Source organism: Bifidobacterium choloepi (assembly GCF_010667615.1).
Taxonomy (GTDB): domain Bacteria; phylum Actinomycetota; class Actinomycetes; order Actinomycetales; family Bifidobacteriaceae; genus Bifidobacterium; species Bifidobacterium choloepi.
Genome location: NZ_VYSG01000003.1, coordinates 141,250 through 164,055, shown reverse-complemented (window position 1 = coordinate 164,055; position 22,806 = coordinate 141,250). Strand labels below are relative to the sequence as shown.

Sequence of the window (22,806 nt, the reverse complement as noted above, 5' to 3'; positions counted from 1 at the left end):
TCCAATCCGCATGTCCCGCAGGCCGAACTCCAACCAGCGCCGCCCGCAGGCCGAGCTCCGACCCGCAAGACCCGCAGGCCGAACTCCAACCAGCGCACCGCATCCCCTCAGACAGTGCAGTCTCTCCCTTTTCTGTCCAGTCTTCCCGCCCGCACAGCCTTTCCGGCATGATCTTTCCTCCTCTACGGCCTTTCCGCCCGCACGCTCCTCTCTCCATATGACTTTTTCGCCCAGTCTCCTCCAAAAATCTCACACAATCGCACACGCCCTTGGGCAACAGGGGTTGGTCAGGGTAGGCAATATCGCACTTTCGTGAAGGGCATTTGAAAAGTGCGAAGTATTCCAACGGGAAAAGGCCAATAGGAGCCAATAGGAGCCAGTAAGGGCCGGAAAAGGACCCGCAGGAAAGAAAAAACTTCGCACTTTTCAAGTGACCACTTGGAAAGTGCGAAGTCGCTCCCGCTAATGTCCCAAAGAGAATCCCAGACAGGGAGGAAATTCACGCATCCACGCCGACGGCGTCGGAGACGTGGGCGAAGCCGTCCTGCTTGAGCAGGTCGGCGAGGCCGCGCTTGAGCACGGTGATCGTCTGCGGACCGCGATACATCAGCGCGGTGATGAACATGATCAGCGAGGAGCCGGCGCGGATCTTGCGGTAGGCCTGCTCCGGCGTGAAGACGCCGCCGACACCGGCGATCGCGAACCGGTCGCCGTATTCGGCATACGTCTTGCGGATCATCGCCTCGGAATCCAGCGTGCACGGGCCGCCCGAGAGGCCGCCGAGCCAGTCGCGCGGAATCTCCAGGCCCGTGCGGTCCTTCTGCAGGTTGGCGATCGTCAGTCCCTGCACATTGTGCTCGGCCAGCACGTCGCACAGCTCCCTGAACTCGGCCCACGACTTGTTGAGCGGCATCTTGACCAGCACCGGCTGCGGCCGGTCGATCTTGTCCAGCGCCGTGAACAGCTTGTCGAGGTTCTCCGGCGACTCGTTGAACGGCTCACCGGCCGTCGTGTTCGGGCAGGAAATATTGACCTCGATCATCGCTGACCGCCCTGCCGCGCGCTCCATCGAGATGCAGTAATCGTCAATGCCCTCGGCAATGTCCCCGCAGAGCGCGTCGTTCGAACGCGCGATCGACACCGACATCTGCATGTACCGCGCGGACCGCCACGCGTCCTCGACCTTCTCGATGACAACGTCGGAGCCCTTGTTCGCGAGGCCGACGTGCACCATCATCGAATCGTATTCTGGCAGCCGGTGGAACCACGGCCGCGGGTTGCCGTCGCATGGCCGTGCCGTCGTCGAGCCGACCGTCTCGAATCCGAAGCCGATGTGATCGAGCAGGATCGGCATCTCGCAGTCCTTGTCGAGGCCGGCGGACAGGCCGAACGGGTTGGTGAAGTTGATGCCCATGACGTTCGTCTCGAGCACCGGGTCGGTGTAGTCGAGGAACCCGCGGATGGCCCACATCAGCGGCGCGATGTGCCGGGTGGTCTTGCAGAACTCGATCATCTGGTCGTGCGCGACGTCCGGCGTGTGGTTGAACACGAAGTTCGGCTTGACAATGTACTTGTAGGCCCAGGTCACCACGTCCGTCGAAAATTTGTTGACGGAATCGCGCAGGAAGTTCTCGGAAACGTAAGTCATACTGTCCATTGTGCCATGCCGGCCGCCCGGCTTGCATGGCGGGAACTCAGCTGAGGGCTGGATCGTGCACGATTCTTCCGACACTGGGAGCCCGAGTGGCTATCTTCTTTCTTGATGTCGCAAAATCACGACAGAAGAGAGCCGGACTTTTCCCCGAATGCCGCGAATCCAGGCCTGCGAACCGGTGGACAGACTTCGGGAAAGGAACCGGAAATCTTCTCCGGATGTCACAAGGCCGGGTCGGCGGCCCGGGCTTGTACCATCCGGACAAAACGGGCAATAATCGTACAGCAAGTGCGACAGCGGAACTGACGAAACCGAGACAAAGGGGATGACGAAATGAAGGAGCGGGTGTGCGTGGTCATGCCAACGTACAACGAGCGCGAGAACCTCGAGCCGACGCTCGGCGAGCTGTTCGCGCGCAATCCCGGCGTCGACGTGCTGATCGTCGACGACGGCTCGCCGGACGGCACCGGGCACCTCGCCGACCTGATCGCCGAGGCGACGGCGGTCGACCTGCTCGACGACGACGGCGCGGCGTGCCCGGTGCACACCGTCTCGAACGATTCGTCCGTCCACACCTCCGACATCGCCATCGCCAACCGCCTGCGCCGATGCATCAACGGGTCGCGGCTGTTCGTCATGCACAGGAAGGGCAAGCTGGGACTGGGGTCCGCGTACATCGACGGGTTCACGTGGGCGCTCGGGCAGGAATACGACCTGATCTGCGAGATGGACATGGACGGGTCCCACCGGCCGGAGGACCTGAGCCGCATGCTCGAGTTCATGGAGACGCATCCGGACATCGACCTGACGCTTGGCTCGCGGCGAGTCGCCGGCGGCCAGACGGAAGACTGGCCGTGGTACCGCGACTTCATCTCCCGCGCCGGCTCCATGTACGCCCGATTCATGCTGGGGCTGCACGTGAAGGACATGACGTGCGGGTTCAGGGTCTACCGCGCGCGCATCCTGCGCGCGCTGCCGCTGCGTGACATCCGCGACAACGGCTACGTCTTCCAGATCGACATGACCCGTCAGGTCGTCGGCGCCGGCGGCCGCGTCGTCGAACTCCCGATCGTCTTCCCCGAGCGCGTCCGCGGCGAAAGCAAGATGACCGGCTCCATCGTCCGCGAGGCCATGATCCAGGTCACCAAATGGGGCTTCCAGCGGCTCGTCCCCAGGAGGTGACTTCGCGCTTCCCAAGGAGGCATTAGAAAAGTGCGAAGTCGCTTCCGGAACCCACCTCCCCACAAACCCCTTGAGGACTCCTATCAGTCACTTCCCGCGCTTTCATTCCTTCGAATGTCGCACACCCGAGCTCTCTCGGCTCGGGCTTGCGACATCCGAAGGACACTTTTGAGTCAAACAGGACGGTTGTGAGTCAACAGCGGGGCTCCCGCTTGCACCGTCGGCGCAGACGCGGATTTGCGGGTAGGTTGGAAGGCACGCAAGGCATTGGGCCGGGCCGCGCGAGCGCGGCGAGCCCGTCCACTGACCCGGAAGGGAAAGCATGAGTGGCGGGGCCGCGCGAACACGGGGACCCGATGCGCGATGACGGATCGCGTGCAGGTGACGGAAGGATCGTGCAAGATGGCGAAGAACGCGAAGAAGGCGACCACGTCGCCGAAGAACGGCAAGCCGGCCGGGGACGACACGCTGCCGAAGAAGCCGAAGAAGAGCAAGAAGGAACGCAAGCTGATCGACCGGCAGCTCGAGGACATCGCCGGGCACAAGGCGCCGGCGGCCGAGCGGCGGCGGGCGAAGGCGCGGCGGAAGTCCGCCGAACTCAAGACGCTCGACAAGAGCGTCGGCGACGTGCTGCTCGCGCGCGACTACGCGTTCGGCGACAAGCTGCTGCGCAACCGCCTCGTGCTGCCGCCGATGTGCATGTACTCGGTGTACGCGCAGGACGGCCGGCCGACAAACTTCCACTACCAGCACTATGTCTCGCGCGCGAACGGCGGCTTCGGCATGGTCATCGTCGAGTCGACGGCCGTCGTGCCGGAGGGCCGCATCTCGCCGTGCGACCTCGGCCTGTGGGACGACGCGCAGGTCGACGCGTACCGCTGGATTGTCGACGGCATCAAGGAAGCCGGCGCCGTGCCGGCCATCCAGCTCAGCCACGCCGGCCGCAAGGCGTCGTCCGGCTGCCCGCATCTCGGCATCCCGGCGCACGAGTATGTGCCGAAGGAGCGCGGCGGCTGGGACATCGTCGGTCCGTCGCCGATCGCGTTCAGCCGCGACATGCCGGTGCCGCGCGAGCTGACGGTGCCGGAAATCCACGACATCGTCGCCCGCTTCCGCGACGCGGCCCGCCGCGCCGTCGAGGCCGGCTTCGAGTCGATCCAGGTGCACGCCGCGCACGGTTACCTGCTCTCCGAATTCCTCGACCCGCTCGTCAACCGCCGCACCGACGAGTACGGCGGCTCGTTCGAGAACCGCTGCCGCCTGACGCTCGAGGTCGTCGATGCCGTGCGCTCGGTCATGCCGGACGGCATGCCGCTGATGGTGCGCGTCTCGGCGACCGACTGGTCGGAAACGACCGCCGGCTGGAAGGCGATCTCGAAGAAGCTGCGGGAGGAATCGTCGAACGATTCGTCCGGCGACGTGAAACACGAGAACAAGGCCGTGAAACACGGCCATGGCAAGCACGTGGACGAGGCGCGGGCGCGCGAATCGTACAATATCGCCGTCGAGCAGGCGATGGCCGCCGGAGAGGCGGCCGCCGACGACGTGTACGGCTGGGATTGCGACCAGACGGTGCGACTCGCGAAGCTGCTCAAGGAGCACGGCGTCGACCTTATCGACGTCTCGACCGGCGGCCTGATCGACGACGTGACGATGCCGATCGGACCGAACTACCAGGTGCCGTATTCCGAGCGCATCCACCGCGAGGCCGACATCCCGACGACAGCCGTCGGGCTGATCACGAAGCCGAAGCAGGCCGAGAAGCTGCTCGAGCACGACGACTGCACGCTCGTCGAGATCGGCCGCGCCGCGCTGCGCGAGCCCTACTGGCCGCTCCGGGCCTTCCACAAGCTCGGCCTGCCGAACGACGCGATGCCCTACCCGACGCAGTACCTGCGCGGCGCCTACCCCAACCCCGCCACCGGCGGCTCCGGCCAGGGACAGCACTGAGCCTTTCCAGCTCCCTGGAAGGGAGCTGCCGAGCGTAGCGAGGCTGAGGGTCGACCGTCCGTCGCGCCGAAGGCGCGCGGACGCGCTGGAACGCAACGTGCTGGACGGAACTTGAGTTTCGTCGTTACAACCCGTTCCAGCGCGCGTTCGCCGACTTCGTCGGCATCACGCGGTCGACCCTCAGTCGCCTTCGGCGACAGCTCCCTTCCAGGGAGCTTGTGACATCCAGAAAATTACAAAATTACAAGAAGAACGAGAGGGGCTCCCGCCGGATGATCGGCGGGAGCCCCCTCGCGGATGAATCGTTCCACTACTGCGTGGTAGTCGAACTGCTCGTCGAACTACTCGAACTGCTTGTCGAACTCGACGTGCTAGTCGAGATGTATTTCTCGGCTGGTGTGCCGTAGTCGTTGTCGATCGGCAGGTTCTTCTTCTCCGCGTAGGCGTTCATGAACTTCTTCCATGCCGGCGCGGCGATCGTCGAACCATCCCAGTACGAGTGATACTCGCCGTTGATCGAGATGTTCGCGATCGGGTTGTTCGTCGGGTCCTGCACGTCGCCGACGAGCACGAACGTGGCTATCTGGTTCGGTATGAAGCCGCCGGTCGTCACGTAGGTGTCCTCGTTCGTACCGGTCTTCGCGAACGTCTTGCGGTTGTTGTCGAGCTGCGCGACGGTGGCCGCGCCGTCCGAGCGGACGACGCCCTGGTTCATCGCGTACGCGACGGTCTGGATGATGTCCTTGTCGATCGCCTGGTGGCAGTTCGCGGACGGGACGGTCAGCGCGTTGCCGTCGGCATCGGTGACCGACTTCATCGCGATCGGCGTGCACTCGACGCCGTCGGCCGCGATCGTCGCGTAGACGTTCGCCATCGTCAGCGGCGAGACGGAGGTCGTGCCGCCGATCAGCAGCGACGGGTGCATCGAGACGGAGCTGTAGACGTCCTCCTGGCCGGTGATCGCGTTGTGGTAACCCATCGCCTTCGCCGCGTCGGCGACGGCGCACAGGCCGATCTTCGTGCCGAGCGAGGCCATCGTCGTGTTATGCGAATGGACGAGGCCGAGGAACGGGCTTTCCGGCGAGACGGTGCCGTTCGTCAACGCGTTCGTGACGTGCCAGACGTCGGTGCCGCCGGTGTAGCCGTCGCAGTTGAACTCGCTCGTCACGTAGTCGGTCGGGTTGATTAGGTTCTCCATGATCGAGTGGCCCTTTTGCATCCACGCGACCAGGTTGATCGGCTTCCAGCTCGAGCCGATCGGGAAGCCCGATCCGCCGCCGTCTATCTGGTCGACGGCGTAGTTCATCGACGATTTCGTCTGGTCGGTCGCGGCCGCGTCGGTCGCGTCGTAGGTCCTGTTGAGGCCGAAGCCCAGTACCTCGCCGGTGCCCGGCTTGACCGACGCCATGACTATCTCCATGCCGGAGGCGTCGTCGGCGGGGATGGTCGCGTTCGCCGTCTCCATCAGCTCGGTGTTCGCGTCGATGTCGAGCGTCGTGACGATCTTGAGGCCGCCCTCCTGCAGCAGCTTCTCGCGCTCGGCCTCGGTGTCGCCGAACTCGGACGAATTCTCGATCTTGTGCACGACGTAGTCGCAGAAGAAGCCAGCGTCGTAGCTCGCGGCCATGCAGCCGTGCGAGACGTCCTGGATGTCGAGCGTGTCGACGAGCGGCGTGTTCTTCGCCGTCGTGTACTCGTCCTCGGTGATGTAGCCCTGCTGGTACATCAGCTCGAGCACGATGTTGCGCTGCTTCTCGGCCTCCGCCTGGTTCGCCTCGATGGAAGGATCGTACTGGCTCGGGTTCTTCGTGATGGCCGCGATCGTCGCCGCCTGGACGACGGTGAGCTTGTCGGCCGTCGTGTTGAAGTAGCGTTCGGCGGCGGCCTGCACGCCGTACAGCGAGTTGGAGCCGAACTGCGCGATGTTGAGGTAGCCCTGCAGGATTTCGGCCTTCGTGTAGGTCTTCTCCATCTGCACGGCGATCAGCATCTCGCGCATCTTGCGGGCGATCGTGTCCTCGGTCGCGTGGTATTCGGCGATCGGATCGTTATCCTCGCGCGCCTGCGTCGCGAGGACGTTCTTGACATACTGCTGGGTCAGCGACGATCCGCCCTGCTGGTCGCCTTCCTTGACATAGGTCTGCACGAAGGCGCGGAGGACACCCTGCACGTCCACGCCGGAGTGCTCGAAGAATCGCTTGTCCTCGCGGGCGACGACGGCCTGCTGCATGGCCGTCGAGATGTCCTTGAGCGGGACGACCTCGCGATTCTGCGCATAGAATTCGGCGATGACGGTGGTGCCGTCGTTCGCGTACATCGTGGACTTCTGCGGCAGGCTCGTCACGTCGAAGCTGATTCCCTCGACCTCGAGCGACGGCGTGACCGCCTTGACCACGGAGTTGGCGCCCAGAACGGCCGGCAGGAACAGGAGACTCGTCACCGCGCCGCCGGCGACGCAGAGGGTGATGAAGGCAAGAAAAAGCGCGAGCACGCGGCGCGCGGACAGAGTTTTCTTCTTGGGTGTGTTGGTGTTCTTGGGCATAGGCTCCATTCTAGGGCGGAACCCGTACCATTCCTGAGAACGGTCCACGAGTTCTTGCAAAACAATTGCAAGAATCTCCAAGCGTTCCACCAGTTCCCGGGCCTTGCGCCCCACAAGTGAAGAATCCGTGTCCGGTCGCCGATCCGCGTGTCTGTGAAACCACTGAAAAACCAGTGAAAAGAAGGGGGTTGGCAGCTGAAACCGCGCGAATCCATTCGCTTGATCAGTGCCCTTGGCCAGTTCTCTCGAGTTCTCCTGGTCACTGCCTCGTGCCTTTGTCTTTTTTCGAGTCTCGATGTTTCTCTATGTGAATATCACAATCCCGAGGTTGGATCCCGGGACTGCGACGAGCTTCCTGCCGGTCGTCGGCATCATCGTCGCATCGCAATCCCGAGGTCGGATTTCGGGATTGCAACACCAAAAAAGACCCCCTCTTTAGAGGGGGTCGAAACCGCGCAGCGGTTTCGGGGGGAGTACCCGGATCTCGTTGTTCCCGACTCTTTCCGGTTCCTTCCGGTTCTTTCCCCTCCCCGTTTCCTGCCTTTTCCTGCCGCTTTGACTGTCTTTTCCTACCTCTTTTTGACTGTCCTTTCCTACCTCTTCGACCGGCGGATCAGGGCGCCGGGCTGGTAGATGATGATCGTGCGGCCTTCGCGGGCAATCCAGCCGCGATTGGCGAAGTCGGTGAGGGCCTTGTTGACGGTCTCGCGCGAGGCGCCGACAAGCTGGGCCATCTCCTCCTGCGTCAGGTCGTGCGGCACCTCGAGACCGGCCTCGACCGGACGACCGAATCGCGAGGCCAGATCCAGCAAGGTCTTCGCAAGCCGCGCCGGCACGTCCATGAACACGAGGTCGGCGATGCGCTCGTTGTTTGCACGCATGCGATGCGCGAGGACCTGCAACATGTCGACGGCGACGCCCGGATAATCGTCCAGCCAGGCGAACAGCGCGTCACGTTCGAGCCACATGACGCGCGTGTTGTTCGTCATCGCGATCGCGTTGGCCGTGCGCGGTCCGCCTTCCGGGTCGAACACCGGAATTTCGCCGAGCACTTCGCCGCGGGACTGGATGCTCAGCAGCTGCACGCGGCGGTCGGCCGACTGGCGTGTCAGCTTGACGCGGCCGTCCTCGATCAAGTACAGGCGGTGGTCGGTGTCCCCCTCGTGGAACACGTACTCGCCCTTGCGCAGCGCGGCGCGCTTCATGTGCGGGATGAGCTTGCGTGCCTGATCCGGCGACACCTGCTTGAACAGCGCGGTGCTCAGCAGCGGGTTCTCGCCCGCCTCAACTTCGTCGTCCATCGGTCCTCCGTTCGCTGTCCCCAATACGGCATCCCATTCTACCAACCGGCCTCCGCGCAGTGTCGCGACTGCAGTGCACGCGCAATGCCTTTTGTCGCCATTGTTCCCGGATCCCGTCCTCCTCCAAGTTTCTTGCCGGCAGTTGCATGCCTACATGCCTGCAAAGGCGCGGGCCTGGCCTGGCAATGCGGCCACGAGGGCGTCGCGGGTCAATGATGTATGGGCGCAGATCGGATCGACGCGCTTTTTCGCCGAGGAGACGGCCTTGTCGACGAGCTTTTCCTTCGAGATGCGCAAGACCTGCGTCATCAGGTCGGCGTCGATATCATAGGCCAGCGTCGTGTGGTGCAGGAGGGCGCCGCCGGACTTCTCCGGCAAGCTCGACTCCGGAGCGGCCGAAGTTGCATCCGGCGAACGTCCCGGTCTCTGCGCGACAGGGTCTGCCAGTTCGCCAACAACACCGTCCGATCGCCGCGCCGAGACATCGCGAGAAGCCACTCCCGATGATCGGTGCGCGGTTGACGTGACCGACGGTCCGTGCATGGTTGACGTAGCCGACGGCTCATGCGCGGTCGACGCGATGGGTGACCCCTGTGCGGATGGCACGACGGACGAGCTATGAGCGGATGCCGTAAGCGATGACCCGTGCGCGATTGGCGTGACGGACGAACCCTGTGCGGCTGATGCAACCGATGGCTCGTGCGCGGATGCTGCGACGGCTGAACTGTGCACGGTTGGCGCGACAGACAGACCGTGTGCGGCTGGAAGATAGCGGCGTTCGGCCGAGCCCCCGAACTTGCCGACGGGGCCGGCGATGTCGTTGAGTCCTGCGAAGCGCGCAGGAATGCCGAGGCTACGCAGGGCGGCGACGAGCCACGAATCACACAGGCGGAACGTCTGCTCGACGGTCAGGCCCTCGCAGAATTCCAGCGGAACGTAGAGCGACGTCGTGATTGTGTCCTGCGGGCGGACGAACATCGCGCCGCCGCCGGTCGAGCGTCGCACGACGGCGAAGCCCTCGCGGGCGGCGGCGTCGAGGTCGACTTCGTTGGCGATAGCCTGGAAGCGGCCGACTACGACAGCCGGCGACGCCCAGTTCCAGATCCGCAGCGTCGGGCGTCGCACCCCGTCGGCGACCTCCTGCGCCCACCGATCCTCGATCTCCATCTGCTCCGCCGGCCCCCGCGGTCGGTCGACGACGATCTCGAGCCGCTCCCCCAGCCAATGCCAGCGCCGCGTTATTTCGGCGTTGTCTAGCAGCCCGTCATCATTCACGCCAGTCTTCGGCGCGGCGACGTCGGTAGCTTCCGGCGCGGCAGCCTCCAACGCCGAAGCCTCCGGTGCCATATCTTCGACGGCGCGACCAAACGCCGTCACAATGGCTCGGGCATCCACGCCGGTAATCGCTTCCGGATGTTCCGTCAGAACACCGTCAATCCGCGATGCCAACGCCGTCAATCCGCCGTCCGACGCTCCGTCCAAGCCCCCACTTGGCACACTGTCCAAGCTCTCGACCGATCCGTCGTCCAATCCGCTAGCCGATTTGCTATCCGTTTTCTCGTTCGAAACAGGCGAAACACTCGCGAATGCATCTTCGGCCGGTTGCGTGACGGCTGCAAGTACTTCATCGAGTATCCCGGTCATGGCTGCGAGCGCCGCTTCGGCTTCTTCCTCGTCCCCCACGAAGAAATCCCCGGAAATTCGGCAATGCAACACCGGATCCGGAACCTCGTCCCGGTTTCCGGACGTCAAGCCCCGATTTCCGGACGTCAACATGACACGTTTCCCTGGGCCGCCTCCAGCCGTCCAGTCGTCCCCTGTCACGCCAGTTACGGAGACACCTTCCGTTATCGAGGTCGCCGCCGCCTCGATATCCACCCGAACCATCTTGCCCCCGGCGACCTTGCATTCGCCATATCCGCATTGCTCATTTCCCATGCTCCCCAGCGTAGTGAAGCTATCAATTATTCTCGCTTCGTCACCATCCTCCGAGCCACTTCGCCTTCTATTGCCATTGCCAGGCCTCCCCGCAACGAAACACGTTGGGAATTAAGACCGCCAAGTATGGTCAGCATGCCGCTTTCGTTCCGTCGTTAGGTTCTTCCGGATGCTCTCACGCATGCCATATGGCGATGCGAGGCATCTTCGCAATTATGGAATGCGACAATTGACCGACGACCTTCGGCAAATAAGCGCATTAACTCCGATTTAATCTGCAATTTTGCCGAACCTAGTCGGCAAAAGACCACGTGAAAGCGTCTCCAAATGTGCCAATCGGCCGACCTACTCCGGCAAAAGACCATGCGAAAAGGCCTTGAAATAGGAAAATTCGCCGACGAGTCCGGCAAAAGGACTCCCCACAGCCATCTTCTGTCTTCCTCGCAAAATTTTTTTTCGCCGGAATTTCAAGCACCCGGATGAAAAAGACCCGAACGCTCTGGCGATCACCCGTACGGCGCCGCTGCCAGTCGCGATACCGGCTATGTATCTATACCTTCGATCCATTCCTGCCGAAGATCACACCGGTCCATAATCGCGTGGCACTCCCATGGATTTCAGCATTTGTTCCATGTAATCGAAATCACAGATTTGAGAGTACTTGACGCGTCGCATGGTCATAACGCCGCAACGCATCTGCAGCGCCCGCGAACGCGACTCCTGATCATTAACCACCTGCGCCAGACTACGTTGCCGCAAATAGGGTTCTTCCCTGTACTTGATCAAGCCATCAACTTCCAGCACGCAGAAGGCGTCTCCGCGAGGCCACGCAAAGTCCGTACGGTAGGTCTTGCCGTTTTCAGGATCAGTAAATGTCTTCTGCAAGATAGGCTCGGTAAAATTCAAGTCGATGATGACGGCATGAGCGAACGCTTCCGCAGCGCTCTCCAATTCCCCATGTGCATAATATCCGCATCGCAGCAGCGCATTATTGTCAACTCGCCACTGCTCTCCAGCCATCAAGACTTCCTTGATCGAGCAGTGACCCATATGAAGGGCAGCATCGAGCACGGGCTTGGCGAAGACGAATGGATATCTGCGTATGCAATCCGCAATCACGAACTCAATCGGCGGAACACGCACGCCATCGGCCATGAGGATGTCAGTCGGCATGTTGTGGCATTCAACGAATTCAAGCCCCGCCTGTTTCCTATTTCTGTGATGTGTTTGCGTCATCACGATCATCGGTTCGGCCAGCAGGTCCGTATGCACCCACAATCCATAGGCCAGTGCCGCAACGAATCCAACAAAAACCCAATTGGGATGCATCACCGTGAGCGTCCGGGCCACATATAGCCGTTGCTCCCATGGCGCCAGCTTGCTCCACACCGTCTTGGAAATGTACATTCCCGGAAAAGGCCGCACCAGATTCCTGTGAATCCGCCGATGTTGCTTTTTCCTGACGTCTCCAGCCTCCTCGCTCGACGAGCGACCGCATTCGTCACCGCCCGGCTGCGTCCGCGCCGAAATCTTCCCGTCAGCGCCGCGCGGGCCGCCGACTACGCGGCGCTCGCAGGCGTCACGCAGCGCCCTGGTAGTCACAAACGCGCATCGTTGCTGGGATTCGGCTTCAGTTATGAGGCACGCGACTTCTTCGTTCATCGTCATGCGGCGACGGTACGTCGGCAACGGCGCGGCAGGCAAGCCGGACGAGGGGCTGTGGACGAGTGGAAAAGTTTCCCGAGGGATTTTGCACATGTGGAAAACTTTTTCGTCGATTCTCCCCCGATTTTTCCCCGACTGGGGACAACGAAGGAGGGGAAGCTCCGCAGTGCGGAACTTCCCCTCCGAGCAAAAGCCAGAAGCTCGGCGCCAATCAGGCGACGTAGACCGGGCCGAACTCGCCCGGGACATGCTCGGAAGCGATGTACGGACCGAAGGACGGGTTCGCGTAGGACTGCTTGCCGGTCGAGCAGTGCAGGTAGTTGGCGTTCGAGTTATCGTCGCAGGCGCAGTTGTCGCCGCAGTTGCAAGGATTGCAGTTGCACATAATTACCTCGTTTCGTTGGGACCCGCCGGCATTCCGAGGCCGCCGGATCGACAGTTTCAATCTAGCCGACCGCCCGTTCCCCGTCCAGAGCCGCCGGAAAATCGGCTCTTGGAAAACGTCGCGTTCCGCACAGATTCCGCCACTCAGTTTACGGAACGTCACAGACGGCCGTTCACTTCCTTTTTCTTTTCGAACGATTCGTCCCTCATTCGCACAGCCTCGTCTCACAGCCGGTCGAGAATGTCCCGACCCACCTGGTCGGTCGAGCGCACGGTGGAGCCGAGTTCCTCGATGTCGGCCTCGACGGCGGCGTCGATCGCGGCGGCCTGCTCGTCGAACCCGAGGTGGCGCAGCAGCATCGCGGCCGAGAGGATCGCGGCCGTCGGGTTCGCCTTGCCCTGACCGGCGATGTCCGGCGCGGAGCCGTGGATCGGCTCGAACATTGACGGATATTCGTTCGCCGCGTTGATGCACCCGGACGCCGAGTATCCGACGCCGCCGACGACGGCGCCCGCCTCATCGGTCAGGATGTCGCCGAACAGGTTGTCGGTGAGGATGACGTCGAACCGGCCCGGATCCGAAACCAGGTAAATGGTCGCCGCGTCGATGTGGCAGTAGTCGTGCTCGACCTCCGGATACTCCCCGGCCACGCGGTCGACGATGCGCTGCCACATGTCGCCGGCGTTGACGAGCACGTTCTTCTTGTGCACGAGCGTGACCTTCTTGCGGCGCTTCATCGCGAGGTCGAACGCGTAGCGCACCACGCGCTCGGCGCCGTACGCCGTGTTGATCGAGACTTCCGTCGCGACTTCTTCCGGCGTGTCGACGCGCACGGCGCCGCCGGAGCCGCAGTACAGTCCCTCGGTGCCCTCGCGCACGACGACGAAGTCGATGTCGCCGGGGTTCGCGAGCGGCGACTCGACGCCCTTGTACAGCTTCGACGGCCGCAGGTTGACATACTGGTCGAGCGCGAAGCGAAGCTTGAGCAGCAGGCCGCGCTCGAGAATGCCCGCCTTGATCCGCGGGTCGCCGACGGCGCCGAGCAGGATCGCGTCGGTCTCCTTGATGTCCTCGAGGTCCTCGTCGGGCAGGATCGCGCCGTCGCGCAGGTACCGCTCGGCGCCGAGGTCGAACTCGACGTAGTCGAAATCGGCAACGCTGCCGGCCGCCTTCTCGAGCGCCCGCCGCGCCCACGGCGTCACTTCCTTGCCGATGCCGTCGCCGGGGATGACGGCGATCGTGTACTTCTTCTTGATGTCGGGAAAATCAGTGCTCATGCCGGCGAGCCTACCGGGTTTCGCTTGGGCTTCGTCGTCTCCACTCACCAGTTGGAACGATTCTTCCGAACCGTCCATATTTCGAGATCAGCAGTCAATTCCTCCCAATTTTGCAACGATTCTTCCATCCAAATAGTGAGAAAAGAGAGCGAAACAACCACAATGAGCTCCCTGGAAGGGAGCTGCCGAGCGTAGCGAGGCTGAGGGTCGACCGTCCGTCGCGCCGAAGGCGCGCGGACGCGCTGGAACGCAACGTGCCATACGGAACTTGAGTCCTATTGTTGCCACGCATTCCAGCGCGCACTCGTCGCTACGCGACGTCGTGCGGTCGACCCTCAGGCCGCTTCGCGGCCAGCTCCCTTCCAGGGAGCTTCTACTTTGATGTCATGAACCCGAGCCGCCAGCTCGGGTTCATGACATCAAAAAGAATCTTCGAACAGAGGAACAACGGGACGGACGGCTGCTATTCGGTGATGCCCATCGTGGCGAGGCACCAGGCGTTTTCGTAGCTGATCTGCTCCCACTGGCGGTAGCGGCCGCTGGTGCCGCCGTGGCCGGCTTCGCCCTCGATGCGGATGACGGCGTCCACGCCGGCGGCCTGCAGCCTGGCGATCCACTTGAGCGGCTCGACGACCATCACGCGCGTGTCATTCATCGACGTCGTTACGAAGATCTTCGGGAATGCGTGCGTCACGCGGCCGTCCGGCCAGCGATACGACGGCTCGCCGTCCGCCACGCGGTCCTCGCCGTTCGGGCATTCCGAGCATTCCGCGCATTCCGGCACGCCACCGTCGCTCACGTCCGCTTCCTCGACAGTTCGCGGCGCCGGCGCATTTTCGTACGGCGAATACGTTTTCATGTAGCGGTAGACCTCGGCGTCGTGCAGCGGGTCGCCCCATTCGTCCCATTCGGTGATGGTCAGCGGTAGCGACGGGTCGAGGATTGTCGTCAGCGCATCGACGAACGGCACGTCGGCCTCGATTCCCGCGTATCGGTCCGGCGCCATGTTCGCGATGGCGCCCATCAGCAGGCCGCCGGCCGAGCCGCCGTTCGCCACCGTCCGGCCCGCGTCCGCCAGCCCGCAATTCTGCAACGCGGCCGTCACGTCGACGAAGTCCGCAAACGTATTCTTCTTGTTGAGTCGCCTGCCCTGCTCGTACCAGGCACGACCCATCTCGCCGCCGCCCCTGACGTGCGGCAGCGCGTACAGCACGCCGCGGTCGAGCAGGCTCAGGCGCGCGACCGAGAAGCCCGGATCGGAGCTGATCTCGTACGCGCCGTAGCCGAGGATGAACATCGGCATGTCGCGCAGCACGGCGCCCTTGCGCCAGACAAGCGAAACGGGGATGCGCTCGCCGTCGCGGGCGGTCACCCACGCGCGCGCCTCGCGGTAGTCGCGCGCGTCGAAGCCGCCGAGCACGTTCGCGACCTTGAGCAGCGTGTCGGCATCGGTCGCGACGTCGAGCTCGTGCAGCTCCGCCGGCCGCGTAAACGAGCTGAACGAGTACCGCAGCCGCGGCGCGTCGTACGACGGGTTGCCGCCGTTGCCAATCGAGTAAAGTCGGCCGACTGTCGCCTCGAGTTGCGCCGGCAGAATTTGACACGATTCGTCCGCGCACATGCCATCCGGGGAGTCCGGTGCAGCGGATCGAGCCGCTTCGTGGCCGTCCGCTTCCCGCGTCGCCGTCACCCCGCCCGGCTCCACGCCCTCGCCCGGCGCCACGGCCTCCTCGGCCTCGGCAGCCTCCGCGGTCTCCGACAGCGGGGATTGGGCAGGAGCCAGCTCCGGCGGCACGAGTTCACGGAATTCCCACGGACGACCGGCGAGGAAATCCTCGCGGGCGACGGATTTCGGCATCACGGCCAGGCGCGGCAGGCCGTCGGCGCGGTAGGACATCGCGACGTAATGACGATGCATCGCGATCCCCTCGATCGCGAGACCCGTGCAGCCCTGCAAGATCGCCGGGTTGACGGGATCATTGACCGGCGTCGAGATCGGCCTGGCCGACGCGCCCGGCTCGCACCGGTCACCCTCCTCGCAGCCATACGGCGACCCGGCCACGACCCGCACGCCCTCGCCAAGCCTGAACGGCGGCTGGTGATCGCGCAGGTCAATGACGTCGATTTCGAAGTTCGGGTTCGTCGCGTTGTGATAGACAATCGCCACGGGGATGTCATCGGAATGCTCGGCGGCAGTCGCGGTCACGCCGGTCGCACTGCCGGAGATTGCACCGGCAACCGCGCCATCGCCACCGCGAGCGCCACCCGCGCCCGCTCCCGCATTCACGCTCGCTCCCGCGCCTGCACGCTCGCCTTCGTCGCGCAAATCGTTGCCATCGCGCGCATCGTTCCCGCCGTCGCCGCCCTCGAAGCAGGCGAAGCTGACGTCGTACTCGACGCCTTCCTGGCGCGGAATGAAGACGCTGAAGTCGCCTTCCGGGTCGGCAACCGGCAGCATCAGGACTTCCGTCGTCGTTTTCGAGCCGGTGCCGATGACGACGCTGCGCTCGTCGAACGACATGCCGACGCCGGCCCAGAAATGCTCGTCGTCTTCGGTGAACACGATTGCATCCTCGTCCGCCGGCGTGCCGGAACCGACGCGGTGACGCCGGATTCGCCACGGCCGCCACGCGTCGTCGAGCTCGGTGTAGAAGACGTAGCGGCCGTCGGGCGTGAAGCAGGCGCCGGAGATGCCGTCGAACCGCTCATCCAGCTCGCGACCAGTCGCCAGGTCGCGGATGCGGTAGTCGTAGCGCTCGTCGCCGTCCGTGTCGACGCCGTAGAGCAGCCAGCGGCCGTCCTTCGTCAGGTCCATGCCGCCAACGCGGAAGAACTCGTGCCCCTCCGCCTCACGATTGGCGTCGAAGACGATCTCCTCGCCGGGCATCGATCCGGGCGCGTCCGAAGCAGACACGGCCGGCGGCGTCCAGTCGTCGGGGCCGGCGATCGGCAGGCGGCACTGCACGGCGTACTGCTTGCCTTCCTGCGTGCGCGTGAAATACCAGTAGTCGTCCATGCGCGTCGGCACCGACATGTCGGTTTCCTGCACGTGCGACCGGAACTCGTCGAACAGCGTGCGCTGCAGCCCCGCGAGCGGCGCCATGCGCGACTCGCAGTACCGGTTCTCCTCGTCGACGAACCTCTTCGTTTCCGCGGCATTCTTGTCCCGCAGCCACTCGTAGTCGTCGACGAACACGTCGCCATGGAACCGCCGCTCGCTCGGCCTGCGCACCGCCGTCGGCACGGCAATATTGTCAAACGATTCGCCCTGCTCGAACGATTCTTCCGTCATCTGTCTTTCACTCGCCTTCGTCACCGCCGGCCCAAGCAGTCCCCGGGCCAACCCGAATTTTCTGGCAGCGATTATACGCGAAGTACTACTTGGTCCGGAACTGCTCGAGGTACGGCAGCATCGTCTTCATCATGTTGGCGCCGGTGGTGCCGGTGAAGACGGGGACGTCGACGTCGGGAATCGGCTGGGTCATCGACAGGCCGGCGACAGTGCCGAAGCCGCCGGAGGCTTCGCGCGGGGACAGCTGCCGGATGCCGATCGCCAGCACGCGGCCCGGGAAACGGCGGCAGATCGTCGCGTAGGTCGTCGGATCCTTCTGGCCGTCGTCACCGATCAGGATGAACTTCATGTCGGGGAAATCGCCCATGAGCTGCTCGGCGTACTCGAGCTTGTGCTGCACGCCGGACGGCACGAACGTCTTCGGGCGCGGGTCGAGATCGCGCAGCAGCAGCGGCCCATCGGGGAAGCCGTAGTCGCGGATGAACCCGCGCACCGAGCTCTCGATGTTCCACGGCGACGTCGACAGGTAGAAGAACGGCGACTCGGGGAACATTTCGCGGATCTTGTTGTACATCACCGCCATGCCGGGCACCGACGCGCGCTTGCGCGGCGACAGCAGCAGCATGTTGTAGGCGGCCTTCCAGACCGTCGGCACCTGCGTGACCATGATCGTGTCGTCGATGTCGGAAATGACGCCGACGGGGCAGTTGTCGGGAATCGTGAACAGCTCGGCGTCGACCGGCGGCCGCGCTGGCACGCGGCACGTCACCGAGTGGGTGCCGGGCAGCAGGTGATGCTCGGCGAGCAGGTCGAGGTAGCCGGACGAGTCGGAAACGGCGTAGTCGGAGGTCTTCGAGCGCGCGGAATCCTGCCGGTTGTAGATCTCCATCGTGCCGACCTGCACGGTGCGCAGCGGCACGCCGTCGATCTCGATCCGCACGCGCTGCCCGGCCGCCGGCACTTCCAGCATCGCCTGGATGCCGCGCACCGGCCCGATCGTCGACTTGCGCGGCTCGTAGATCGTGCGGCAGATTAGCCTCGAATATTCCTCCGTGCCGTAGCCGACATACGGTTTCACGCACGGGTACCAGCCGAGCACGCGGCACAGCGTCGTCGAGATCGTCAGCCAGAAATTGAACAGCTCGACGGTCAGCCGGCGAATGACGTCCTTCACGCGGCGGACGAGGCCACGATGCTTGCGCAGCCTGCCGAACGGCTTCCGGTCCCGCGACTCTCGCGTCACCCGCGGTGCTGCCTTGCCGCCGAGCGGCACGGCGACGGTCGGCATGTCGTCGGGCGACGTCGCCGCCGACTGCGTCGGCAGGGCGACCGCCGGCCCGACGATCGGCGGAATGTCGTCCGGCAGCAGCTCCTCGTCGACGGCATTGATCGCGCCGTCGTCGCCAGTATGAACGATTCCCACGTCCGAATCTTCGCCCGACCTCCACGCCTCGCGCGCACTCGGCACGCCGGAAGCCGAGTCCGCGAAAGACCCGGTACCGGCGCCGGTCGCCGCAACGCTTTCGCCCGCGACTTCGGCCAACCCCTTACCGGCACCTTCGCGAACATTCTCACCCGTGCCTTCACGCACGTCCCCGTCGACGCCTTCGCGAGCGCCCTCGCCAGTACCGTCGCCGTCCGCCCCCGCGCCCGAGCGCACGATGCGCGATGTCCACGGACCGCCGCCCGCGCGCAACCGCTGCATCGCCTTGCCGCCGCGCACGCCGCCGTCGGGCTCGATCTTCGTGTTCGCCGCGCCATTACGGTGATGGATTACCACACCGTGATGGTTCGAGCTGCCGCTCGCGGTTCGCTTGCGGATCTCGATCGTCTCGCGTTCGACGTCCTCGAGCGCGCGTCCGAGGATCTTCTTGACATTGCGCAGTTCGCGTTCGGAAGCGTTGTCGTCCATGCAGGTCATCCCGTCGTCAGGTCGGTGGCGTGAATCGTTGGAATTCCCGCGAACCAACCCTGCGCGGGAATCGTGCCGAATTTACTTGATGAGGTCTTCGTACTGTTCGGCGGCGAGCAGCTCGGGCTCCTCGTCGTCGAGCTCGATCTTGACGATCCAGCCTTCGCCGTACGGATCGTCGTTGACGATGCTGGCGTCGTCCTCGAGCGCCGAGTTGACGTACCTGACGGTGCCGGAGACCGGCGAGATCATCGGCTCGACCGACTTCGCCGACTCGAGTTCCAGCATTTCGTCGCCGGCTTCCACGCGCGACCCGACCGCCGGCAGGTCGACGAAGACGAGCTCGCCGAGCTGGTCGGCCGCGTACTCGGTGATGCCGAGCACCGCCGGCTCGACCGAATCGTCCACCCACACGTGTTCCTGCGAATACCACAGATGCCTCGGCACGTCGAGATTGAGCTTGCTGTTGTCGGCCATCGTGGCCCCCTTTCATTCGTCAGCTTCCAGCCTAACCAACATCCGGCACGATTCCCCCGCATTGCCCAACCAGCCGAAGGTCGTCTAAATACTTGACATGACATCAAAGGAAGAGCCTCTCAGCCCCCCCTGGCGCCCGCCGCCGAAATATGCAAACGCGAGCTAGCGAGCGTTTGCGGCCTCTCCGGGAGCTGCCATGCCTGATGTGCATCCCGGCTACGCATCGGATCCACAGGAGCCCCCTGGAAGGGGGCTGCCGAGCGGCGAAGCCGCGAGGCTGAGGGTCGACGCGTTCGGCGCAGCCGAACGCCGGTTTTCGAGCGGAGGGCGAAGCCCCCCGCGAGAAAACCCTATTCAGATCAGAGCTCCCGCCCGTACCACTCCTCGATCATCGTGCGGGCGATCGTGGCCTTGCCGGGGGCGGTGATCTGTCCGGCGATCAGCAGGTCGCGGTATTCGTCACGGGTCACCCAGCGGGCGTCGGACGTCTCCTGGCCGTCGACGCGGATGTCGGTCGTCAGCGCGCGGGCCTTGAACGCCATCATCAGCGACGCGCGGTACGGCCACGGCTGCGATCCGAGGTATTTCACCTCGCCGAGCCGCACGCCGGTCTCCTCCATCGCCTCGCGCCTGCACGCGTGCTCGAGGTTTTCGCCGGCCTCGACGAATCCGGCCGAGACGGAGTACAGGGTGGGATTGTCCCACGCACGGTTGTGCTGGATGAGCAGCCTGTCGTCGGCGTCGACGATCGACGCGATGACGGCCGGCTCGATCCGCGGGAACAGTTCGCGGAACCCGTCGGCCTCGTTCGTGCACCGCTGCGCCCAGCCCGCGAGCGCCGGCTTGGTCGGCGCACCGCACGCCGGGCAGTGGTGCTGTACTTCGTGCCAGCCGCCGAGCGAGACGGCCGTGGTCGCCTGGCCGACCTCGCGCGCCGACGCGTGCGGCGCGAAGCCGCGCAGGTCGACCCAGTCGAATCGTTCTGTCGCTGTTTCCAGCAACGATTCGTACCGTCCGGCGCTCCGCCCCGCCCTGGAACCGGCCGCGCCGGGCGCACCCGCACCGGCGCCAACGGCACCGGCACCCGCCGGCACGCCGCCCTCGAACGACGCGCTGCCCTCGATGGCGCCGGCGATGTCCGAGTCGTCGAATCGCGCGTCGACCGAGAAGGAAGAATCGCGGGACAGCGGGCGGATGTCGGTGATGTCGACGGCGACGACTTCCTCGTTGCGCGCGCCGCCGTAGCTGCCGAGGAACATCGCGACGACTTCGGGGTGGCGGCGCAATTCGGCGGCGACGTACGCGCCGGGCAGCGCTGCGAGCCGCATCTTGACGGCGGCGTGGTTGACGATGTTCGACTGGCCAAACGGCACGGCGAGCAGCCCGTCACGCACGAGAATGACCTTCGTCGCCGGGTTGAGCAGTACCGTCTCGATCAAGTCGGGCTCGCCGCGGCGCTCGACCTGATAGTCAATGTCGCCCTGCGCAAGCGGCAAGAACGGCAGCGCCTGCGTGAGCGCAAGGGAAGAAAACTGAGCCATGCGTCCATAGTAGTCACGACGGACTGAAGATGTCACAAACCCGAGCTGACAGCTCGGGTTTGTGACATCTTCAGGGAACTACAGCATCAGGAACGCCGCTCCACCCGCATGCGCAGGTTGTGCAGGGCCTGCGCGACGGCTTCCGGACGCTCCCAGGCGCTGAAGTGGCCGCAGTCCTCGATTTCGGTGACGACGGCGCCGGAGCGGATCTGCGCGGCGATCGGCTCCATGACGGCCGGCGGGGAGGACGGATCGTTCAGGCCGCACACGACGGCGGCCGGTTCGGCGATCGTCCCGAAGACGTCATTCAGGTCGGGTCGGCCGGCAGCCATGCGCTCGCGCCACGCGATGCCCTCCGGCTCCTGCTCGCGGATCCACTCGCCGAACTGCTCGATGTACGCGGCCGACTTCTTCACGGACGAATCGTTCGGGGCGACGTCGACGAAGAACATCACCGGCTGCGTCGTGCGGTCGCGCTCGCACTCGGCGGCGATCCTGATACGATTCGCGCGACTCTTCGCCGAGTCCGCGTCGCCCTTCGTGTCCAGCAGCGCGATGCCGGCGACGGCGTCCGGGTGGCGGCGCTGGATGTCGAGCACGAGGTAGCCACCCATCGACAGGCCGGCCCAGATCGCCCGGTCGTACCCGGCGGCGTGCAGCATGTCGACGTAGGCGTCGGCCATCAGGTCGAGCGCGTCGAAATACGCGCCGTCGTCGGCGATCCGGCCGACCTCCGCGGCGGGCACCGCCGGCGAATCACCGGCGCCGGGCATGTCCGGCGCCCAGATCGGATACTGCACGGCGCCGTTCGCGTCCGACAGCTCCATCAGCGCCGTCGCGCACCGGTCCCACATCCGGTGGTCCACCGGAAACCCGTGGCACAGCACCAGCGGCAGCCCCTCGCCGTCGCGATAGACATGATTGACAATGTCGAATGTCATAAGAATCCTTCCATATAATCCCCTTCCATATAATTCCCCGGAAGGGGATCGCCGAGCGGCGTAGCCGCGAAGCGAGGGATCGACTTGCGGAACGCAAGCTTGCGATCACAGGTCAATCCACGCGAGCGCCTGACGGACAATCGTTCCATGGCCGTTGCTCATCTGGGCAATCGCGTTCTCGACGTCGGCGCCGCGCGGCGTCACCCATTCGACGTCCAGCGTTTCGTCCTGCGGGTTGCAGTCGCCGGCGATCGGGATGACGTAGCACAGCGCGATCGAATGCTGGCGGGGATCGTAATATTCGGAGACTCCCGGCGTCGGGAAGAACTCGGCGACGCCGAACGGCTGCAGGCACTGCGGAATCATCGGCAACGCGAGGTCGCCGAGGTCCTTCGCGACGTTGCGGGCGATCGCCTCGCGGATCGACTCGTGGTAGAGGATGCGGCCGGTGATGACGGTGCGGTCGACGATCGAGCCGTCGTCGCTGATGCGCAGCAGCGTGCCGATCTCCTCGACGCGCCCGAGCTGGTCAATGCGCACCGGCACGATCTCGACGTACGCCATCGGCACCTGTCGCCGGTTGCGTTCGAGATCCTCGCGCCCCAGCCATCCCGGCGGATTGCCGCGGCCGTTCCCGTGGCCGTCGATGAAATCCTCCGGGCGGATATTGTCGAACTCCCCGCGACGGCGGCCGGCATCGAAATCCCCGTCGTCCGGCACCTCATCATTCAAAACTGGCATGGGCCCAT

15 protein-coding genes are annotated in these 22,806 nt (G+C 64.4%); 2 read left to right on the top strand and 13 right to left on the bottom strand.

Features of this window, described 5'->3' with window-relative positions:
• Window positions 1-499 precede the first annotated feature (499 nt).
• Complete coding sequence (locus F6S87_RS07220) at window positions 500-1,648, bottom strand: quinone-dependent dihydroorotate dehydrogenase (RefSeq protein WP_163227980.1); 1,149 nt, start codon at window positions 1,646-1,648, stop codon at window positions 500-502.
• A gap of 339 nt (window positions 1,649-1,987) precedes the next feature.
• On the opposite strand from F6S87_RS07220, the gene F6S87_RS07215 reads away from it, so the two are divergent.
• Entirely contained in the window at window positions 1,988-2,836 is an 849-nt protein-coding gene (locus F6S87_RS07215) for a polyprenol monophosphomannose synthase (protein ID WP_163227979.1), read from the top strand.
• A 363-nt stretch (window positions 2,837-3,199) separates the two neighbouring features.
• Window positions 3,200-4,786 (top strand): NADH:flavin oxidoreductase/NADH oxidase, encoded by a 1,587-nt coding sequence (locus F6S87_RS07210; protein WP_407925116.1) that lies wholly within the window; start codon window positions 3,200-3,202, stop codon window positions 4,784-4,786.
• 310 nt (window positions 4,787-5,096) lie between these two features.
• On the opposite strand, the gene F6S87_RS07205 is transcribed toward F6S87_RS07210, so the two are convergent.
• From F6S87_RS07205 to F6S87_RS07155, 12 genes are all read right to left on the bottom strand, one after another.
• A complete protein-coding gene (locus F6S87_RS07205; RefSeq protein ID WP_163227978.1) occupies window positions 5,097-7,328 on the bottom strand; it encodes a transglycosylase domain-containing protein in 2,232 nt (743 codons plus the stop codon).
• A 593-nt stretch (window positions 7,329-7,921) separates the two neighbouring features.
• Window positions 7,922-8,629, bottom strand: a complete 708-nt coding sequence (locus F6S87_RS07200) for a Crp/Fnr family transcriptional regulator (RefSeq protein ID WP_163227977.1) — start codon at window positions 8,627-8,629, stop codon at window positions 7,922-7,924.
• A 150-nt stretch (window positions 8,630-8,779) separates the two neighbouring features.
• The gene (locus F6S87_RS08980) at window positions 8,780-10,567 is read right to left on the bottom strand and encodes a lipoate--protein ligase family protein (protein ID WP_163227976.1); all 1,788 of its coding nucleotides are present in this window, start codon (window positions 10,565-10,567) and stop codon (window positions 8,780-8,782) included.
• Between the two features lie 579 nt (window positions 10,568-11,146).
• Complete coding sequence (locus F6S87_RS07190) at window positions 11,147-12,235, bottom strand: hypothetical protein (protein ID WP_163227975.1); 1,089 nt, start codon at window positions 12,233-12,235, stop codon at window positions 11,147-11,149.
• Window positions 12,236-12,443: 208 nt separating this feature from the next.
• Window positions 12,444-12,617 (bottom strand): hypothetical protein, encoded by a 174-nt coding sequence (locus tag F6S87_RS08640; RefSeq protein ID WP_196779159.1) that lies wholly within the window; start codon window positions 12,615-12,617, stop codon window positions 12,444-12,446.
• Between the two features lie 224 nt (window positions 12,618-12,841).
• Entirely contained in the window at window positions 12,842-13,873 is a 1,032-nt protein-coding gene (locus F6S87_RS07185) for a 3-isopropylmalate dehydrogenase (protein WP_331270778.1), read from the bottom strand.
• 484 nt (window positions 13,874-14,357) lie between these two features.
• The gene (locus tag F6S87_RS07180; protein WP_163227973.1) at window positions 14,358-17,186 is read right to left on the bottom strand and encodes a S9 family peptidase; all 2,829 of its coding nucleotides are present in this window, start codon (window positions 17,184-17,186) and stop codon (window positions 14,358-14,360) included.
• An 85-nt stretch (window positions 17,187-17,271) separates the two neighbouring features.
• Window positions 17,272-18,474: an App1 family protein gene (locus tag F6S87_RS07175; protein WP_163228068.1), complete on the bottom strand. Its 1,203-nt coding sequence runs from the start codon at window positions 18,472-18,474 to the stop codon at window positions 17,272-17,274.
• Between the two features lie 705 nt (window positions 18,475-19,179).
• Window positions 19,180-19,575: a glycine cleavage system protein GcvH gene (gcvH, locus tag F6S87_RS07170; RefSeq protein WP_163227972.1), complete on the bottom strand. Its 396-nt coding sequence runs from the start codon at window positions 19,573-19,575 to the stop codon at window positions 19,180-19,182.
• A 359-nt stretch (window positions 19,576-19,934) separates the two neighbouring features.
• Complete coding sequence (gene nudC / locus F6S87_RS07165; RefSeq protein WP_163227971.1) at window positions 19,935-21,116, bottom strand: NAD(+) diphosphatase; 1,182 nt, start codon at window positions 21,114-21,116, stop codon at window positions 19,935-19,937.
• Between the two features lie 86 nt (window positions 21,117-21,202).
• Window positions 21,203-22,057, bottom strand: coding sequence for an alpha/beta fold hydrolase (locus F6S87_RS07160; RefSeq protein ID WP_163227970.1), 855 nt, complete (start codon window positions 22,055-22,057; stop codon window positions 21,203-21,205).
• Between the two features lie 105 nt (window positions 22,058-22,162).
• A complete protein-coding gene (locus F6S87_RS07155) occupies window positions 22,163-22,798 on the bottom strand; it encodes an NUDIX hydrolase family protein (protein ID WP_163227969.1) in 636 nt (211 codons plus the stop codon).
• Between the last annotated feature and the right edge of the window lie 8 nt (window positions 22,799-22,806).

Excerpts from the sequence above, each read along its gene's own strand:
- F6S87_RS07220 (WP_163227980.1), bottom strand. The coding sequence starts at position 1,648 with ATGACTTACGTTTCCGAGAACTTCCTGCGCGATTCCGTCAACAAATTT.
- F6S87_RS07215 (WP_163227979.1), top strand. The coding sequence starts at position 1,988 with ATGAAGGAGCGGGTGTGCGTGGTCATGCCAACGTACAACGAGCGCGAG.
- F6S87_RS07210 (WP_407925116.1), top strand. The coding sequence starts at position 3,200 with ATGACGGATCGCGTGCAGGTGACGGAAGGATCGTGCAAGATGGCGAAG.
- F6S87_RS07205 (WP_163227978.1), bottom strand. The coding sequence starts at position 7,328 with ATGCCCAAGAACACCAACACACCCAAGAAGAAAACTCTGTCCGCGCGC.
- F6S87_RS07200 (WP_163227977.1), bottom strand. The coding sequence starts at position 8,629 with ATGGACGACGAAGTTGAGGCGGGCGAGAACCCGCTGCTGAGCACCGCG.
- F6S87_RS08980 (WP_163227976.1), bottom strand. The coding sequence starts at position 10,567 with ATGGGAAATGAGCAATGCGGATATGGCGAATGCAAGGTCGCCGGGGGC.
- F6S87_RS07190 (WP_163227975.1), bottom strand. The coding sequence starts at position 12,235 with ATGACGATGAACGAAGAAGTCGCGTGCCTCATAACTGAAGCCGAATCC.
- F6S87_RS08640 (WP_196779159.1), bottom strand. The coding sequence starts at position 12,617 with ATGTGCAACTGCAATCCTTGCAACTGCGGCGACAACTGCGCCTGCGAC.
- F6S87_RS07180 (WP_163227973.1), bottom strand. The coding sequence starts at position 17,186 with ATGACGGAAGAATCGTTCGAGCAGGGCGAATCGTTTGACAATATTGCC.
- F6S87_RS07175 (WP_163228068.1), bottom strand. The coding sequence starts at position 18,474 with ATGCCGACCGTCGCCGTGCCGCTCGGCGGCAAGGCAGCACCGCGGGTG.
- gcvH (WP_163227972.1), bottom strand. The coding sequence starts at position 19,575 with ATGGCCGACAACAGCAAGCTCAATCTCGACGTGCCGAGGCATCTGTGG.
- nudC (WP_163227971.1), bottom strand. The coding sequence starts at position 21,116 with ATGGCTCAGTTTTCTTCCCTTGCGCTCACGCAGGCGCTGCCGTTCTTG.
- F6S87_RS07160 (WP_163227970.1), bottom strand. The coding sequence starts at position 22,057 with ATGACATTCGACATTGTCAATCATGTCTATCGCGACGGCGAGGGGCTG.
- F6S87_RS07155 (WP_163227969.1), bottom strand. The coding sequence starts at position 22,798 with ATGCCAGTTTTGAATGATGAGGTGCCGGACGACGGGGATTTCGATGCC.